This window comes from Devosia sp. XGJD_8 (assembly GCF_046614475.1).
GTDB lineage: Bacteria > Pseudomonadota > Alphaproteobacteria > Rhizobiales > Devosiaceae > Devosia.
Genome location: NZ_JBKJHF010000001.1, coordinates 1,963,811 through 1,981,100, shown reverse-complemented (window position 1 = coordinate 1,981,100; position 17,290 = coordinate 1,963,811). Strand labels below are relative to the sequence as shown.

Annotated in this window: 17 protein-coding genes; 5 read left to right on the top strand and 12 right to left on the bottom strand. The window is 64.6% G+C overall.

Annotation, left to right across the window (positions count from 1 at the left end; genetic code table 11):
- Positions 1-9: 9 nt before the first annotated feature.
- The 11 genes from tgt to ACLI1C_RS09240 form a co-directional block, all read right to left on the bottom strand.
- Positions 10-1,149: a tRNA guanosine(34) transglycosylase Tgt gene (tgt, locus tag ACLI1C_RS09290; protein ID WP_411396579.1), complete on the bottom strand. Its 1,140-nt coding sequence runs from the start codon at positions 1,147-1,149 to the stop codon at positions 10-12.
- A gap of 48 nt (positions 1,150-1,197) precedes the next feature.
- Positions 1,198-2,268: a tRNA preQ1(34) S-adenosylmethionine ribosyltransferase-isomerase QueA gene (gene queA / locus ACLI1C_RS09285; RefSeq protein WP_411396578.1), complete on the bottom strand. Its 1,071-nt coding sequence runs from the start codon at positions 2,266-2,268 to the stop codon at positions 1,198-1,200.
- Positions 2,269-2,349: 81 nt separating this feature from the next.
- Entirely contained in the window at positions 2,350-2,799 is a 450-nt protein-coding gene (locus ACLI1C_RS09280; RefSeq protein ID WP_411396577.1) for a DMT family transporter, read from the bottom strand.
- 88 nt (positions 2,800-2,887) lie between these two features.
- Complete coding sequence (locus ACLI1C_RS09275; protein ID WP_411396576.1) at positions 2,888-3,367, bottom strand: peptidylprolyl isomerase; 480 nt, start codon at positions 3,365-3,367, stop codon at positions 2,888-2,890.
- 309 nt (positions 3,368-3,676) lie between these two features.
- Positions 3,677-4,267, bottom strand: coding sequence for a peptidylprolyl isomerase (locus ACLI1C_RS09270; RefSeq protein ID WP_411396575.1), 591 nt, complete (start codon positions 4,265-4,267; stop codon positions 3,677-3,679).
- Complete coding sequence (gene coaD / locus ACLI1C_RS09265; protein WP_332685845.1) at positions 4,264-4,758, bottom strand: pantetheine-phosphate adenylyltransferase; 495 nt, start codon at positions 4,756-4,758, stop codon at positions 4,264-4,266. Before coaD ends, ACLI1C_RS09270 begins: the two co-directional genes overlap by 4 nt.
- A 47-nt stretch (positions 4,759-4,805) precedes the next feature.
- Positions 4,806-5,273 carry a GNAT family N-acetyltransferase gene (locus ACLI1C_RS09260; RefSeq protein WP_411396574.1) on the bottom strand — a complete coding sequence of 156 codons (468 nt, stop codon included), beginning with the start codon at positions 5,271-5,273 and terminating at the stop codon, positions 4,806-4,808.
- A 78-nt stretch (positions 5,274-5,351) separates the two neighbouring features.
- A complete protein-coding gene (locus tag ACLI1C_RS09255; protein WP_411396573.1) occupies positions 5,352-6,005 on the bottom strand; it encodes a LysE family translocator in 654 nt (217 codons plus the stop codon).
- A gap of 76 nt (positions 6,006-6,081) precedes the next feature.
- On the bottom strand, positions 6,082-8,775 hold the full coding sequence (gyrA, locus tag ACLI1C_RS09250; RefSeq protein WP_411398283.1) for a DNA gyrase subunit A: 2,694 nt from the start codon (positions 8,773-8,775) through the stop codon (positions 6,082-6,084).
- Positions 8,776-8,938: 163 nt separating this feature from the next.
- Positions 8,939-10,165: an MFS transporter gene (locus tag ACLI1C_RS09245; protein ID WP_411396572.1), complete on the bottom strand. Its 1,227-nt coding sequence runs from the start codon at positions 10,163-10,165 to the stop codon at positions 8,939-8,941.
- Positions 10,162-10,770, bottom strand: coding sequence for a helix-turn-helix domain-containing protein (locus ACLI1C_RS09240; RefSeq protein ID WP_411396571.1), 609 nt, complete (start codon positions 10,768-10,770; stop codon positions 10,162-10,164). Before ACLI1C_RS09240 ends, ACLI1C_RS09245 begins: the two co-directional genes overlap by 4 nt.
- A 165-nt stretch (positions 10,771-10,935) precedes the next feature.
- Between ACLI1C_RS09240 and ACLI1C_RS09235 the strand changes: the two genes are divergently transcribed.
- Complete coding sequence (locus ACLI1C_RS09235; protein ID WP_411396570.1) at positions 10,936-11,178, top strand: hypothetical protein; 243 nt, start codon at positions 10,936-10,938, stop codon at positions 11,176-11,178.
- Between the two features lie 10 nt (positions 11,179-11,188).
- Here ACLI1C_RS09235 and ACLI1C_RS09230 read toward each other — a convergent pair whose 3' ends face one another.
- Complete coding sequence (locus ACLI1C_RS09230) at positions 11,189-11,593, bottom strand: winged helix-turn-helix transcriptional regulator (RefSeq protein WP_411396569.1); 405 nt, start codon at positions 11,591-11,593, stop codon at positions 11,189-11,191.
- A 150-nt stretch (positions 11,594-11,743) separates the two neighbouring features.
- Here ACLI1C_RS09230 and ACLI1C_RS09225 point away from each other — a divergent pair, with 150 nt between their 5' ends.
- The 4 genes from ACLI1C_RS09225 to ACLI1C_RS09210 all read left to right on the top strand — a co-directional run bounded on the left by ACLI1C_RS09225 (position 11,744) and on the right by ACLI1C_RS09210 (position 17,258).
- Positions 11,744-12,625: an NAD(P)H-binding protein gene (locus ACLI1C_RS09225; protein ID WP_411396568.1), complete on the top strand. Its 882-nt coding sequence runs from the start codon at positions 11,744-11,746 to the stop codon at positions 12,623-12,625.
- Positions 12,626-12,775: 150 nt separating this feature from the next.
- Positions 12,776-15,166, top strand: a complete 2,391-nt coding sequence (locus ACLI1C_RS09220) for an efflux RND transporter permease subunit (protein WP_411396567.1) — start codon at positions 12,776-12,778, stop codon at positions 15,164-15,166.
- Positions 15,167-15,283: 117 nt separating this feature from the next.
- Positions 15,284-15,805 carry a hypothetical protein gene (locus ACLI1C_RS09215; protein WP_411396566.1) on the top strand — a complete coding sequence of 174 codons (522 nt, stop codon included), beginning with the start codon at positions 15,284-15,286 and terminating at the stop codon, positions 15,803-15,805.
- 139 nt (positions 15,806-15,944) lie between these two features.
- Positions 15,945-17,258 carry a diguanylate cyclase domain-containing protein gene (locus tag ACLI1C_RS09210; RefSeq protein WP_411396565.1) on the top strand — a complete coding sequence of 438 codons (1,314 nt, stop codon included), beginning with the start codon at positions 15,945-15,947 and terminating at the stop codon, positions 17,256-17,258.
- Positions 17,259-17,290 lie beyond the last annotated feature (32 nt).

Here is a 17,290-nt window from a genome sequence, read left to right as displayed (position 1 = left end):
TAATGAACGTTAGATGACCGGCAGATCGCCGGCGGCCCATGCCGCGCGCGTCTCTGCCGCAAAATCGTTGAACCGGCCGCCCTCGATTGCACCGCGGCAGCCCTGCACCAGCTCTTGATAATAGGCGAGGTTGATCTGGGAAAGGATCATCGCGCCCAAAATCTCTTCTGTCTTAACAAGGTGATGCAGGTATGCCCGGCTCCAGCGGCGGCAATTGGGGTTGGGCGACGCCTCGTCGATGGGGCGATGATCATCCCTATGCCGCGCATTCTTCAGATTGATGACGCCGAACCGGGTATAGACGTGACCATGACGGCCGGCGCGGGTGGGATGGACGCAATCGAACATGTCGATGCCGCGGCCGATGGCGCCCAAGATATCGTCGGGCTTGCCGACGCCCATGAGATAGCGCGGCCGATCGGTCGGCAATTCGGGGGTGATCTCCTCGATCACCTTGAACATCACGTCCTGTGGCTCGCCCACGGCAAGGCCACCGACGGCATAGCCGTCAAAGCCGATGGATTTGAGCCCCTGGGCCGAGCGGGCGCGCAGTTCGGGATCGTCGCCGCCCTGCACGATGCCGAACAGGGCACGGTTGAGCTGGTTGTTGAAGGCGTCCTTGGAGCGGGCGGCCCAGCGGAGCGAAAGCTCCATGGCGCGCTCCATCTCCTTGCGCTCGGCGGGCAGCTTCAGGCACTCGTCGAGCTGCATGATGATGTCGCTGTCGAGCAGGGTCTGGATCTCGATCGAGCGTTCCGGCGTCAGTTCGTGCGAGGAACCGTCGATATGGCTGCGGAAGGTGACGCCGTTTTCGGTGAGCTTGCGCAGCTGGGCCAGGGACATGACCTGGAAGCCGCCACTGTCGGTCAGGATGGGGCGCTGCCAATCCATGAAGGTGTGGAGCCCGCCCTGCGACGCAACACGCTCGGCGCCGGGGCGCAGCATCAGGTGATAGGTATTGCCCAGGAGGATATCGGCGCCGGTCTCGCGCACCTGTTCGGGATACATGGCCTTGACGGTGCCGGCCGTACCCACCGGCATGAAGGCCGGCGTCTGGATATCGCCGCGCGGCGTGTCGATGCGGCCACGCCGCGCCATGCCGTCGGTGGCCGAGAGGGTGAAGGTGACGAGTTTGGTCGGAGCGTTCATGCGCGGGGTTCTAGCGGGTTGCAGGGGGGCGGACAACCAGGGAGGTGATCAGTCGTCCTGCTCTGCCCGCAGCAGCAGGCTTGAATCGCCGTAGGAATAGAACCGGTAACCCTCGCGTATCGCGTGGGCGTAGGCGGCGTGCATGGTGTCGAAGCCGGCAAAGGCGCTGACCAGCATGAAGAGCGTCGATTTGGGCAGGTGGAAATTGGTCATCAGCACATCGACGGTGCGGAAGCGAAAGCCGGGAGTGATGAAGATGTCGGTGTCGCCCATGAAGGGCTGCAGGGTTCCGGTCTTGAGCGAGGCGGTTTCGAGCAGGCGAAGGCTGGTCGTGCCGACGGCGACGACGCGGCCGCCAGCGGCGCGGGCAGCATTGATGCGCTCGACGGTCGCCTGGTCGATCTCGCCCCATTCGGCATGCATGACGTGGTCTTCGGTATCGTCCACCTTCATGGGCAGGAAGGTCCCTGCCCCGACATGCAGCGTCACCCGCTCGATGGTGACGCCCATGTCCGAAACCTGCTGCAGGAGCGCCTCGGTGAAGTGGAGGCCCGCCGTCGGGGCCGCGACAGCGCCGTCCTCGGCTGCGTAGACGGTCTGATAGTCGACCTTGTCGCGCTCCTCGACATCGCGCTTGGCGCCGATGTAGGGGGGCAGCGGCATGGCGCCGTGAGCCTTGATGGCCTCGTCGAGCTGGGCGCCGCCCAATTCGAATTCCAGCGTCACCTCGCCGGTCTCGCCCCTGCCCGCCACACGCGCCTTGAGCGCGTCCGCCTCTCCATTGCCCAGTTCGAGCTCATCGAGCAGAGCCAGCTTCTTGGCCGGCCGGGCAAAGGCCCGCCAGGTGTGGGCGTCCACCCGCTTGTGCAGGTTGAAGGAGACGTTGGCCCGCAGTTCGCCGCGCAGGCGGCTGCCGCGCAGTTCAGCCGGCAGGACGCGGGTGTCATTGACCACAAGGACGTCGCCCGCCCTGAGCAGCGTGAGCAGGTCGGGGATGTGCCGGTCGGAGAGGCCCGCGACGGGATCCACCACCAGCAGGCGCGCGGAGTCGCGCGGCTCGGCCGGATGGAGGGCAATGAGGCTTTCGGGAAGATGGAAGTCGAAATCGGAAACGCGCATGGATCGTCCGTAGCACGCTGCCGGTCAGCCTGAAACCGGCCGAATGCGGCAGAGCTGCAATGCGGCAGAGGCGATGCTTTGCTACAACAGGCGGATCATGAGCGCGCCAGTGACGAGCGTCACGGCTCCAGCCACGCGGCCGACCGAAATCTCGCGAACGGCCATCCCCATGAAGCCGATCTTGTCGAGAAACATCCCGCCGACCAGTTGCCCGGCCACCGACAAAGCCATGACCGCAGCCGCCCCAATCATCGGGGTCAGCATAATGTTGGAAAACACGTAGAAGGCTCCGAGAACGCCCCCGGCCACGATGGTCCATGGCGCAGGTGCGCCGAAATTGATCGGCGTATCGACGACGTGGCTATAGATGAAAGCGATGGCCCAGAGCAGGATGGCGCCGGCGACGAAGGAGACGCCGGCCGCAGCGATGGGCACGCCGAGATTGCGACCGAGCTGCGCGTTGATCGGCGCCTGGGTGGCGATGCAGGCCCCGGCTACAATGCCCATCAGTGCCCAGAGAATGGCGTCCATACGCAAGCAATGCTCCCATGCAACGACAAAACAAAGACCCCCGGGCAAGGCCCGAGGGTCTGTTGGTGACTAGTGCCACGAGTCGTGGTCAGGCGGCGATATCTGCTGCAACCTTGACCGAAACCATCTTGTCCGGGTTGATGACGGGCTCGCCGCGCTTGATCTGGTCGACATTGTCCATGCCCTCGATGACCTGACCCCAGACAGTGTACTGCTTGTTGAGGAAGGGCGCATCGCCGAAGCAGATGAAGAACTGCGAATTGGCGCTATCCGGGCTCTGGGCGCGGGCCATGGATGCGGTGCCGCGGACATGCGGCTCGGCGTTGAATTCCTGCTTCAGATCGGGGTATTTCGAGCCGCCCGTGCCACGACCCTGCGGGCAGCCGGTCTGGGCCATGAAGCCGTCGATCACGCGGTGGAACACGATGCCATCATAGAAGCCTTCGCGCGCCAGCTTCTTGATGTGCGCGACATGGTTCGGTGCCAGGTCGGGACGCATGGCGATAACCACCTGGCCCTTGGTGGTTTCGATGACGAGGGTGTTTTCGGGATCGGCGTATTCAGCCATTTTTGCATCTTTCGGTTGGGAATTTGTGGCCCGCATGTAAGGCCATTGGGCGACGGGTGCAAGGTTGGGCGCTTGCCTTGATCGGGCTCTGCAATCTCAGCCGACACCCTCCCCCTTGCGGGGAGGGATCAAGGGTGGGGGGCGTGTGACCCGAATATCGGGGCTCTCAACACCCCCTCCCGGCCTCCCCCATCAAGGGGGAGTGCAGATTGGGGTTGCGGTACGTCCGGGCCATTCGGGCACAGCCCTCATGGCCTTCTCGGCTTGAAACGCTCCACCGGAGCGACTTTGCCTTCTGCCGGCTCGAAGTTATTTGTATTCGATCTTGGCCGAGATGATCTGGTCGGGATTGGCCACGGCGCCGTTCTGGTCTTGGGGGCCCTTTTCGAGGGCGTCGACCAGTTCCATGCCCGAAATCACCTTGCCGAAGACGGTGTATTGGCCGTCGAGGAAGCTGGCATCGGCCGTGGTGATGAAGAACTGCGAATTGAACGAGTTCGGATCCTGCGAACGGGCTGCGCCGAGCACGCCGCGCTGGAAGCTTTCGGCGTTGAATTCGGCCTCGACGTCGGGGAGGTCGGAACCGCCCATGCCGGCGCGGGTCAGATCGAAGCCTTCGGCGCCGCTCTTGCCGAACTCGACGTCGCCGGTCTGGGCCATGAAGCCGTCGATGACGCGGTGGAAGACCACGCCGTCATAGGCACCCTGCTCGGTCAGCGCGATGATGCGCTCGACATGCTTGGGGGCCAGGGTTGGCAGCAGCTCGATATCGACAGCGCCACCCTCGACCGTCAGGATCAGGTGCGGCGTGCCGCTCTGGGCAAGGGCCGGTGCGGCGGCGGACAGGGCCGCGGCGCCGATGACGAGGGCGCCGAACAGGCGACGGGTAAGAGCGGTCATGTGGTTTTCAAAGCCTTGAGAACGATTTGTGGGACGAAGGCGGAAATGTCGCCGCCCATTTCAGCGATTTGCCGCACCAATGTGGCCGAGATATGCCGAACCGGCGGGCTGGAGGGCAGGAAGACGGTCTGCAGGTCAGGCGCCATCTGCGCATTCATGCCCACCATCTGCATTTCATAATTGTAGTCCGTGGTGTCGCGCAGACCGCGGATGATCAGCTTGGCGCCATGCTCGCGCGCTGCATTGACCATGAGGCCGGAGAAATCGACGATACGGAACTCGGTATCGGTGCGTTTGCCGACCGGCGCCAGCGCCTGTTCCAGGATTGCCAGGCGATCCTCATGCGCGAAGAGCGGCGTCTTCTTGCCTGGATTGATGCCGACCGCGACGACCAGCGTGTCGACCAGCTTGCAGGCGCGCTCGATGACGTCGAGATGACCATTGGTCAGCGGATCGAATGAGCCCGGATAGAACCCAACCAGCTTGCTCATGACGCCTTCCCCCTTGTTGTTGTCGTGGTTTTGTCACGCGGGGAGATTCAAGGCAAGGCGCGGACGAAGACGTCCAGATTGTCGGTGCCGACGCCCGACTCGAGCAGGGTCCAGCCATGGGCGGAATAGTAGCTGCGCAGGGGCAGCTTGGCTCCGAGATAGACGCGGGGATATCCCGACCGGGCAAGGCGATCGCAGGCCGCCCGGACGAGGCGCAGTCCGACGCCCTGGCCCCTGCCAGCGGGATCCACCCAGAGCGCGGCAATGCAGGGCCGCAAATCGGGTCGGGCTTCGATATCGTCCTTGATCACGGTTACGGTGCCGATGAACCGACCGGCGTCGACAGCCACGAGGGTGAAGGAGGGGAAATCCGCCGCTGCCGCAACCTCGGTCAGGGCGAGTTCGACATCGCCCAGCACCGCGCCATAGGGACGCCACCAGGCCTGCCAGATCCTATCGACCACGGTGGCCCAATATTGGGGAACCTGGCGCAGATCGAGGATGTCGATCGTCACTTTGACCGCCGCAACACAGCCATCCTGTTCACCAGGGGCACGAGGATGAGCAACGGCTATCGCGGCGCGCCGCAGGCATCAGGCCCGCTTCTGCAGCGCCAGCCAAACTCCGCCACCCATCAGGATCAGCCCCGATACGCGAGAAATGAGGCGCACGCGTGTCGCGCTGAGCAGACCCCTCGCCTGCCCGGCCACCACGGCATAGATGGCGTCGGTCGCGCCGGCCACCAGCATGAAGAAAACGCCGAGCAGCATCACCTGCGGAAAGGTCGGCTGCGTCACGTCGACAAACTGCGGCAGGAAGGCGCCCAGAAAGATCAGTGCCTTGGGATTGGACAGGATGACGAGAAAGCCTTCAACGGCCATGCACAGCCGAGACTTGGTCCTTTCGGCGTGGGCGGTGCCCAGTTCGCCATTGGAGCGCCACATCTTCCAGCCCAGCCAGACCAAATAGGCTGCCCCGAGCAGCTTGATCCAGTCAAAGGCCCAGCCCATGAAGGCGACCAGCGCCTGCATGCCCAGCGCCACGACCAGGGTCATCACCAGAAAACCTGCCTGCGTGCCGGCCACAATGGCCAGACCCGCGCCGGTGCCGCGCGCCAGCGAATTGGCGACGATCACCGTGACGGTGGGTCCAGGAACGATGGCCAGCAGGAAGCAGGCACCCAGATAGGGGATGAGCGTGGTGAGGTCGAATATGGCAGGGACTCCCTTGAGCTGGCAGCAAGCCACCGGGCAACGCGCTTGGCAAGGGGGCTCTTCGGTTCAGCCAGAAACGAAAAGGGGCGCCGTGGGGCGCCCCTGATGCTTATTCCGTGGCCGGCGCCTCGGGCGCTTCGGGTGGCGGCGGCGCTTCGCCGTTGTCAGCGGCCTCTTCGGGCTCGCTGATATGCTCGACCGACATCACCTTCTCGCCGTCGGCGGTGTCGAAGACGATGACGCCCTGGCTGCCGCGCGAGACGATGCGGATCGGCTTGTCCCCGCCGACAGGCAGACGAATGGTCTGGCCGCCATCGGTGATCAGCATGATCTGGTCTTCGTCTTCCACCGGGAAGCTGGAAACCAGGTTGCCGTTGCGCTTGTTGACCGCCATGGCGACGATGCCTTTGCCGCCACGCCCCGTGATCCGGTATTCGTGGCTGGAGGTGCGCTTGCCATAGCCGTTTTCCGAGATGGTCAGGATGAACTGCTCGGTGGCGCTCATCTGGGCATAGCGGTCCTGGTTCAGTTCGCCGGCGACAACATCGCCCTCGTCCGAACCAGTGGCCTCCTCCTCGGCACCCTCGCCGCGCACGGCACGGCTCATCTTGAGATAGGCGGCGCGTTCCTCGGCGCTGGCGTCGGAATGGTTGATCACGGCCATGGAGATGACCTTGTCGCCCTCGGCCAGCGCGATGCCGCGCACGCCCATGGAATCGCGGCCCTTGAAGACGCGGACGTCATCGACCTTGAAGCGGATGGCCTGGCCCAGCGCAGTGGTGAGCAGCACGTCATTATTGGCCGTGGCGGTCTCGACGCCGACGATCTGGTCGCCCTCATCGAGCTTCATGGCGATCTTGCCGTTCTGGCGCACCTCGACGAAGTCGGCCAGCGAATTGCGGCGCACGGTGCCGCGGGTGGTGGCGAACATGATGTCGAGATTGGCCCAGCTCGTCTCGTCCTCGGGCAGCGGCATGATGGTGGTCAGCCGTTCGCCCTGCTCGAGCGGGAGGATATTGATGAGCGCCTTGCCGCGCGCATTGGCCTGGGCCAGCGGCAGGCGCCAGACCTTGAGCTTGTAAGCGATGCCGCGGTCGGTGAAGAACAGGACCGGGGTATGGGTGTTGGCGACGAAGAGACGGGAGACGAAATCCTCGTCGCGCGTTGCCATGCCCGAACGACCCTTGCCGCCACGGTTCTGCGCCCGATAGGTGGAGAGCGGCACGCGCTTGATATAGCCCTCGTGGCTCACGGTCACGACCATGTCCTCGCGGGCGATCAGGTCCTCGTCGTCGAAATCGCCGACCACGTCGGAAATCTCGGTGCGGCGGGGCGTGGCGAACTGTTCCTTGATCTCGGTCAGCTCGTTGCGGATGATTTCCACGACGCGTTCGCGGCTGCGCAGGATCTGCAGGTAATCCTCGATCTCAAGGCCCAGGCCATTGAGTTCGTCGCCAATTTCGTCGCGGCCAAGCGCGGTGAGGCGAGCCAGGCGCAGCTCGAGAATGGCGCGGGCCTGCTCCTCAGAGAGGTTGAAGGTGCCATCCTCGTTGATACGGTGGCGCGGATCGTCGATCAGGGCGATCAGCGGCTCGACATCGGCTGCCGGCCAGCGCCGGACCATCAACTGCTCGCGCGCCGTCGCCGGATCGGGCGCGGTGCGGATCAGGGCGATGACTTCGTCGATATTGGCGACGGCCACGGCCAGGCCGACCAGGATATGGGCGCGGTCGCGGGCCTTGTTGAGCAGGAAGCGGGCGCGGCGCGTCACCACTTCATGCCGGAAATCAATAAACGCCTGCAACATCTCGCGCAGGTTCATCAATTGCGGCTTGCCGCCATTGAGCGCGACGAAGTTGCAGCCGAAGGAGGACTGCAGCTGGGTGAAGCGGTAGAGCTGGTTGAGCACGACATCGGCCAGCGCGTCGCGCTTGATCTCGATGACCACGCGCATGCCCTCGCGGGAGGATTCGTCGCGCATGTCGGCAATGCCTTCGATGCGCTTCTCGCGCACCAGCTCGGCAATCTTCTCCACCATCGTCGCCTTGTTCACCTGGTAGGGCAATTCGGTGATGATGATGGCTTCGCGTTCCTTGCGGATTTCCTCGATGGCGACGCGGCCCCGCACCAGCACGGAGCCGCGGCCGGTCTCGTAGGCCGAGCGAATGCCGGCGCGGCCCAGAATGATGCCGCCAGTGGGAAAATCGGGGCCCGGCAGGACTTCGAGCAGTTCCTCGGTCAGTACCGCGGGATTGTCGAGCATCAGCAGGGCGGCGTCGATGGTCTCGCCGAGATTGTGGGTGGGCACATTGGTGGCCATGCCCACGGCAATGCCGCTGCCGCCATTGACCAGCATGTTGGGAAAGCGCGCCGGCAGGACGACGGGCTCGTGCTCGGAGCCGTCATAGTTGTCGCGGAAGTTCACCGTATCCTTGTCGAGATCGTCGAGCATGGAGTTGGTGATCTTCTGCATGCGTACTTCGGTGTAGCGCATGGCGGCCGGCATATCGCCGTCGACCGAACCGAAATTGCCCTGACCTTCGACGAGCAGTTCGCCCATGGAAAAGTCCTGCGCCATGCGCACCAAGGCCATGTAGACCGCGCTGTCGCCATGCGGGTGGTACTTGCCGATCACGTCGCCGACCACGCGGGCCGACTTGCGGTAAGGCTTGTTGTACTCGTAGCCGTTCTCGCTCATCGAAAACAGAATGCGCCGGTGCACGGGCTTGAGGCCGTCGCGCACGTCGGGCAGCGCGCGGCTCACGATGACGCTCATCGCGTAATCGAGATAGGACTTGCGCATCTCGGCGGTGATGGAGATCAGCGAAATGTCGGATGGCGGCGGTGCGCCGGTTCCGTTTTCAGGCGTATCGGTCACTGGGGTGATTCTTGGTTGTTCGAACTGGTCTTTATGTAGGCGATTCCGGGGAAAATTGCTAATTCTGCCGGGGCGAAGCCTGTGGAGATCAGGCCAGGACCAGGGGGCGCCGATTCATCTGGCGGAAGCTCGGCACGGCCAGGGGCGTCATTGTGGCCAAAAGGTAGAGCACGGCCGTGGCACCCAGGGCGATGGCAATGCCAAAATTGTCGACGACCAACCCGGCATAGAGCCCGCCAAACGGCATCAGCGACCATGCCAGCGCGCCAAACAGGGCGATGACGCGGCCCACCATCGGTGCCGGTATGCGCTCGAACAGGATGGCGCCGATGATGGGGTTGAGAAAGCCTGCCGAGAAGCCGCTGACAACCAGCACGGTCAGGATGGCCGGAACGGGAGCGTCGATGGCGAAGACCAGCATGGGGAATGGGCCTGCGAAGAGAAAGCCGGTCGTATAGACCGCGAGGCGCGGCAGGCGATGGCCGACGATCGCCGCAATGGCAGCGCCGGCAATCGAGGCGCCGGAAAAGGCCGCGAGGAAAATGCCGACCCAGGTCACGTCCAGCCCCGATGTCTGCACCCATACCGGCAGCAGCACGATGGCATAGGCCTGGTCGAAGAGGTTGGTGACCGCGATCATCAGGACGAGCCCGCGAAGCACGGGATCGCGGCTCAGCACGGTCCAGCCGGCGGCCAGCTCCGTGTGGTATCTGCTGGTGCGGTCGCGGGCCGGCACTGCGCCCTGCTGGGCCGGTATGCCGAAGGCCACCACAATGGCGGACAGGACAAAGGCCAGCGCATTGGCGAGCAGGGCCGGCGCTGGCCCGAGCACTGCAATGAGCAAGCCGGCACCGGCAGCACCCAGCGTGCCCGCCAGCCGGTCGCTGGCGCCCATGACGCCGGTGACCCGCTCCAGCGGCAGCTTGCCCATGGCAGCGACGGACGGCACGAGGGCCTGTTTGGCTGCATCGGCAGGCGCCCGCAGCACGCCGATCAGGGCGACGGCTGGCAAAAGGACCCAGATGGAGAGGAGACCCAGCCAGAACAGCAGCGGCACCAGCGCCACGGCCAGGGTCGAGAGGCCATCGCACCAGACCGAGATGCGCCTGGCGCCAATCCGGTCGATCAACGGCCCGCCCAGCGCCTTGGCCAGCACATAGGGCAGCATCTCGGCAAAACCGACGAGGCCGGTCAGCACCGGACTGCCCGTCATGGTCAGTACCAGCCAGGGAATGGCGATGGCCGACAGCCGCGTGCCCGAGGTGGAGAGAACGGTCGCCAGCGCCAGGGCGATGAAGGATCGCTGGCCAATCATGGCGCGCTACCCGCCGGGTCCTCAGTGGTGCGCGGGGCGGCGTTGAGAATGATCGTGAAGGGGCGCATGTCTGGTGGCAGGGGCGTTCCCAAGGCCGGCGCCGCTGCCATGGTTTCGGACAGAATGTCCCTGAGCCTCGTGACAAGCCCGGCCGCCGCTTCGGCGGTCATCGGAATCGTATAGTCGCTGGCGGTTGAGGCCTGTCGCCAATCCGGGGGCAGAGCGGCAAAGGCATTGAGCGCCCCCTGCATCTGGTGCATCTGCCAGCTGAGCGCGGCCTGCAGGAAGGCCAGGCCGGCATCGAGTGCCTCGCCCTCGACGTCCCCAGACAGATAGGTCGTCATCTCGTGGCTGGCGCGCCACCAGCGGTCGCGCCGGCTGCCGCGCTGCTGATCTTCCTCGATGAAGCCATGCTGCGCCAGTTGCCGCAGGTGATAGCTGGTGGCGCCGGAATTGAGCCCCAGCCGTTCCGCCAGGCCGGATGCCGTGGCCGGACCATCGATGCGCAGCAGGCCCAGCATGCGCAGCCGGAGCGGATGCGCCAACGCCTTGAGGGCGGTTGGGTCAGGGGCAATGCTGGTGATGTTTCGACGGTTGCCTACCATGGCGCATCATCTCCGATGGCCCAGCCTACAATCGCAAACATACCTTTGCAAATATTTGTTTGCGATCATACTCTTGGTGGGCGTCGCGGGACAGGCTATGGAAGGCGCATGGCAGACACTTATCGAGCATGGCTCCGCGGCGTCCGGAAATGGCAGGACATTGCGGTGATCGACCTGCGCGAGGTCGATGGATTGGGCAAGCGCCTGCAAATGGCCGGGCTCAAGACCCTGGGCGAGATCAACGAAATGGACGGCCCGGAACTGCTGAAGCTGGAAGGCATCGGCGTGGGCGTGGTGCGGCGCGTGCGGGGAATCATCAAGACCTGCAAGTCCGAGGAGCGCCGGCGCAGGCCACTGACGCCGTCACTGCAGGTGCGCCCGCCGCGAAACGAGCCCGGACAGGGATAAGGGGCGGCCCTCAGGCCGCGGTGTCGAACTCTTCCCTGGCCTCTTCGATGCGCGGCAGGTTGCCCGAAGCCCATTCGATCAGGTAGCCGAAGGGCACGATGATCGACTGGCCGAGCGGGGTCAGCCGGTATTCCACTGATGGCGGCTTGGTGTCGAAGACCCGGCGGGCAACGAGGCCGTCGCGCTGCAGGTCGCGCAGGGTCTGGGTCAACATCTTCTGGGAAATATCGGGCACTTCTCGCCTGATCTGGTTGAAGCGCCTTGGGCCACTGGCCAGCGTCATGACCAGCAGCATGCTCCACTTGTCGCTGATACGATCGAGCACCCCGCGCACGGGACAGGTGCCGAGCGCCAGGTCTGCCGCCTCGTTCCAGCGCTGCACGAAAATGGCGGCGGTTGCTTCGGCGGTCTGCATGGCGGTTACCTCAAGGTGACGTTACGCGGAAAAAGTGCCTCCTTTCGGACTGTGTCCGGGTCCACTAGATAGCACTCTCCGTTCGATACTTACTCTCCAAAGGCTTCCGCCACAAGGGAGGAGCGAACAGCACAACAAGGAGAGTTCGCCATGTCTCAATTCAAGGATCAGACACTGCTGGTCACCGGCGCTTCGGGCCATTTCGGGCGCATCGCGGTGGAGGAGCTGCTGGCACGCGGCGCCACCAAGGTCATTGCGGGAACGCGCGACCCTGCCAAGCTCGGGGAGCTAAAGGCCAAGGGTGTTGAAATTCGCAAGGTGGATTTCGATGACGCCGGCAGCCTGGGCGCCGCCTTTGCCGGGGTCGACCGCGTGCTGATCATCAGCACCGACGGCATCGGCAAGCGTGTCGCGCAGCAGACCGCGGCCGTCAGCGCAGCCAAGGCCGCCGGGGTGAAGCACATTGTCTACACCTCCGCCCCTGCCGCCCGTCCCAATGCCGATGCCGGTCTGGGTGTCGAGCATTTCTGGACCGAGGTAGCCATCGCCAATAGCGGCCTCGACTTCACCATTCTGCGCGACCACATGTATGCCGAGAACAACCTGGCCGACGCCGCCCATGTCGTCGCCTCCGGCCAGCTGTTCGGGCTGATCGGGGATCGCGGCACCGCCTATGTGACCCGGGCCGACGCCGCCCGCACCGCTGCCGGCGCCCTGCTGACCGCGGAAGGCAAGAGCATCGACGACGTGACCGGCCCCGCGGCCATCACCAATGTCGAGCGCGCCGCGCTCTATTCCAAGATTACGGGCAAGCCCGTGACCAGCATCGCCCTGCCCCCGGCCGATCTCAAGGCCGGCATGGTTGCCGCCGGCCTGCCGGAAGGCTTTGCCGGGGCCCTGGTGGCGTTCCAGGTCGATGCCGTGCTGGGCTTCCACGGCGTCGTCACCGACATTGTGGAGCGCTATTCCGGCCGCAAGCCGCAGGCGCTCGAGAGCTTCCTGACGGAAAACCGCGCAGCTCTTGGCGCTTGACCCCTCCGGCCCCGCGTTCTCGCGCGGGGCCCTTGCCCACAGCCATTGTTGCACCAATCGAGGCTCCCTGCCCCGGCGCTGCTAGACGCCCCCGAGACAAACCCCTACCAATTGCGCCAGTTTCTCGCGCAGTGGCGGAGTCGGGTCCCGGTGTCAGTTGGTTCTGTGTTCAACCGCCTATGGGCCCGTATCACCCATGACCGGTCCATCGGCTTTGGCCTCGAGCATATCGGGCTGACCACGCTGCGCTATCCGCGCGCCATTGCCCTGGCCGTGCTGGCCTTTTCCATTCTCTGCTTCTCCTATATTCCGCGCGCCAATGTCGATGGCGATCTGATGCGGGTCTATGCCCATTCGGGCCAGTATTACGACGCCTACGAGCACCTGTCGGACACGTTCGGCACGTTCGAGAACGACATCTACGTGCTGGTCAGTTCACCCCGCCTGACCGAGCCCGAGACGCTGGAACGGGTGCGTGAGCTGGCCTTCGATCTCGAGCTTAACGACTATGCGGTGGGCACGATGTCGCCCTTCACGCTGCGCAAGCCCGATGGCCTGGGCAATTCGGTGCCGGCGGTGCCCGAGGGCATGGACGATTTTGCCGAAGTCGCCATTGCCCTGGCGGACCTGCAGCAGAACGATCCGATGATGCGCAACCTGATCACGCCTGATCTCAGCGGCATGGTGCTGATTGTCTTTCCCAACCAGGAAATGACCAAGGGCGACGGCACCAAGGCCATGATCGCCAGCGTGCGCGAGACCATTGCCTATTATGCCGACGAGAATATCTCGATCGAGCTGACCGGGCCGCCGATCTGGACCTCCGAGATGCTGGCGGCCGCGGTGAATGACCAGATCAAGTTCACCGTCTGGGGTTTTGCCCTGGGCGCGGTGATCGCGCTGCTGGCGCTGCGTTCGCTGCCGGCGGCGCTGCTGGTCACCGCGACGCCCTTCCTGGCGGTGATGTGGTCGATGGGGACCGTGATCCTGTTCTTCGGGTCATTCTCCTTTCTCACCATCATCGTCACCACGCTGGTGCTGGTCATCAGCTTTGCCGAGTCCATGTTCTTCATCTTCAACTGGCTGGCCTATTGGCGCGACGGGATGGAGCCCAACAAGGCCGTCGACGCGACGGTCAAGCTGGTGGGGCCGGCCGCGGCGCTGACCATGCTCACCACCTTTGTCAGTTTTGCCTCGCTGGCGCTGACGCCAGGCCAGGGGGTGCGCGAATTCGCCATGGCGGGCGCGATGGGCACCTTCCTGCTGTTTGTCTGCCTGATGACCTTCATGCCGCTGATGCTCAAGGCGGTGATCCGGCTGGGCTTCAAACCGCCGCGCCGCAGCAGCCTGGTGCTGACGGCACCGCTGCCCCTGGCCTGGTTCATCGCCAGCCGCTTCGGCCGGCCACTATCGATCGCGGCGATTGTCGTCACGATCCTGCTGCTGATTCCCTATGGGCTGATCCAGCCGCGCTTTTCCTTCGAGGACATGCTGGCCAAGCAGTCCAACGCGCTTACCACGGCCGAGCAGATCGATGATGGCGTGGGCGGTGTGGCCCCGCTCTATATCCGCGTGCCGCTGGCCGGGACCGACCCCAATGTCGATGACGCGGATTTCGAGACGATTCGCCGGGTGCACGAAATCCTCGAGAGCCATATCGGGGAGAACAAGGTGATCTCGGCGGCCAACCTGAGCAATTATACCGAGACGGGGTTCAGCCGCGAGGAGGTGTTCGACTCCGTTGGCCCCTTCATGCGCAAGCGGTTCATCACCGATGACGGCAGCCAGGCGCTGGTGACCGGCTTCATGCCGACCATCATCAGTTCCGCCACGCTCAAGCAGCTGGTGCAGGATGTCACCACCGAGATGGAGGCGGCCGGCATTGTCGGCGCCGAAATCGGCGGGCTGCGGGTGCTGACCACATTCGGCACCGACCAGATTGTCAGCGGACTGCAGCTCGACCTGACGCTGTCGGTACTGGTCAATCTGGGCTTGATCGGCTTCGCCTTCCAGTCGTTCCGGGTGGCGCTGGCTTCGGCCATTCCCAACCTTTTTCCAGTGCTGGGCACCGAGGCCTGGCTCTATTTCACCGGCCAGGGGCTACAACTGACGACAGTGCTGGCGCTGACCATCGCCTTTGGCATTGCGGTGGACGACACGGTGCACTTCCTGTCGCATTACCTGCATTCGCGGCGCGAAGAGGGCCGCACACATATGGATGCCGTCAAGCACACGCTGGACCGGATTGGGGGCGCCATCGTCGCCACAACGATTATCCTGTGCTCGGGCGTGGTGATCGTCACCTTTTCCGAGCTGCCGCAGGTGGCGCTGTTCGGGACGCTCTTCGTCTCGACCCTGGCCTTCGCCGTGATCGGGGACCTGTTCATCCTGCCGGCTTTGCTGGCGGCGGGCGGGAAGTTCTTCCAGCCGCTGGGCCGGATCCGCGTGCGGACCGCCGATCATGACGCGACGCCGGATGATCCCACCGGCGACACCATTACCGGCACGGGTGGCACCGAGGGCCATTCCCAGCCGGGCTGAAGCGGGCGCTTGTGGACCACTCAAATTGTTGAGAAGGTTCGCGGCGAGCCGCGGGATTTGCTATCGATTTGCGGCGCCGAATCAGCCGGGGGCATGATTCGCTGGAGGCTTGATGCAATGACCTTTCTCGGAACCCTGTCGCGTGCCATTCCCATGGCGGCCCTCCTGGCTGCGGGTGCGGCCGCGCCGGCCATGGCCGCGCCGGAGGATGTCGCGCTGCTGCAATCCTATGTCGGGGACTGGCGCGGACGCGGCGTACTGATCGGCGCCAATACCGAGACGGTGGTGTGCCGGCTGTCGCTGACGCAGGGCAATCAGGACAAGGTCAACTACAGCGGCCGCTGCTCGCTGGCCGGGACGCAGCTGTCGGTGGCCGGGACAATGGCCTATGTCGAGGCCAACAAGCGCTACGAAGCCGCCATGAGCTCGAATGCGACCTTCACCGGCATTGCCGTGGGCCAGAAGCGCGGCGACGGGCTGGTGTTCAACCTGCGCGAGCGCGACGAGGACGAAGAGGGTAAGGACCTTACCATCTCGGCGCAGATCAGCCTGCGTGACGAGGCCATCGATGTGGTTTTCGAGGTGGTCTATGTGGATAGCGGCGACAGCCTGCGCGCCGAGGTTCCCTTCTCCAAATAGGGTGTTCACCGAGAATTGTTCGGCTTTGCGATGCTGCTGGCTGGTGAAGTCTTAACCCCACCCTGCTAGCCTCCCCGCTCTATACAGGAGCGCCGAATTGCGCAGCCTTGCCTACTCCATCCGGAAGCCGCCAACAGAAGTGGCGGATTCGAATGACGATACCGACTTTGGCACGCGCCTGGGGCGCTTGTGTGACCTGCTCGGCATTGCCGGCGCCCAATTGACCACGGTGGCCGACAATGGTTTGTCGGTCGTGGCGGCGGTCGGCCCCCTCGCCGACAATCTGGCACTGCTGCAGGCGCGCGTCCTGGATGGCTCCTGCCCGCTCGTGCTGGCCGACACGGGCGCTGAGGGGCCTTGCGCCGCGCGGTTCTATGTTGGCCTGACCCTGCCCGCTGCCGCCGGATGCCCGACCCTGTTGCTGAGCCTTTACGATTCCAAGCCGCGCCCGTCCCAGATGGCGGAGCGGATTGCCGGGCTGGCGCAGGAGCTGGTCACCGATGCTACGGTCGAGCAGCTACGCCAGGTCATCGAAGCGCAGGCGAAGGTCATTGCCGAGAGCGTCCGCGCGGAGGAATTGCGGCGGGAACTGTTCGAGCGCGCCTCGGCCACCGCCAAGATCGGCGTCTGGCAATGCGACCTGGCCGACAACAGCCTGCAATGGACCAATGGGGTCTATGATCTGTTCGAGATCGAGCGCGGCACCCAGGTCACCCGGGAGCTGTCGCTGTCCTGCTATACCGAGGCGTCGCGGCGGCAGATGGAAGCGGCCCGTGCCCATGCCATCGCCACCTGTACCGATTTTGCCTTGACGGTGGAGATCATCACGGCCCGCGGCAACCACCGCTGGATGCGGCTGACCGGGGCGGTGGAGAGCCGCAACGGCGTCGCCACCCGCATCTTCGGCATGAAGCAGGATGTCACCGAGGAAAAGCTGATGGCGGACCGCACCCGCTATCTGGCCGAGTTCGACGTGATGACCGGGCTTGCAAACCGCAGCCAGTTCCAGGCCCATCTAAGTGCGCTCGACGCGACTGGCGGCAATGGCCCAGGTGCGTTGCTGCTGATCGACCTGGATGGGTTCAAGCAGGTCAACGACACCTATGGGCACGTGCTGGGCGATGAGTGCCTCAAGGAGGCGGCGCTGCGGCTGACGGCAAGCTGCAGCAGCGCGCAGCTGGTGGCCCGCATTGGCGGCGACGAATTTGCCGTCTTGCTGGGACCGGACACATCGGCCGGTGCGGCCGAAGCCCTGGCCGAGGGCATTGTGGCGATGATCGGACATCCCTTTGTGCGGGGTGGACACACATTCCGGCTCGGCGCCTCGGTTGGCGTCGCCCACTATCGCGGCGGCTCGTCGCAGGACCTGTTCCGGCAGGCCGATACGGCACTCTATGCCGCCAAGGATGCGGGCCGGAATACCAGCCGGACCTATCGGGCTGAAGCCCGCTGACACCGATGCCGCAAAGCAAAAGGGAGGCCGCC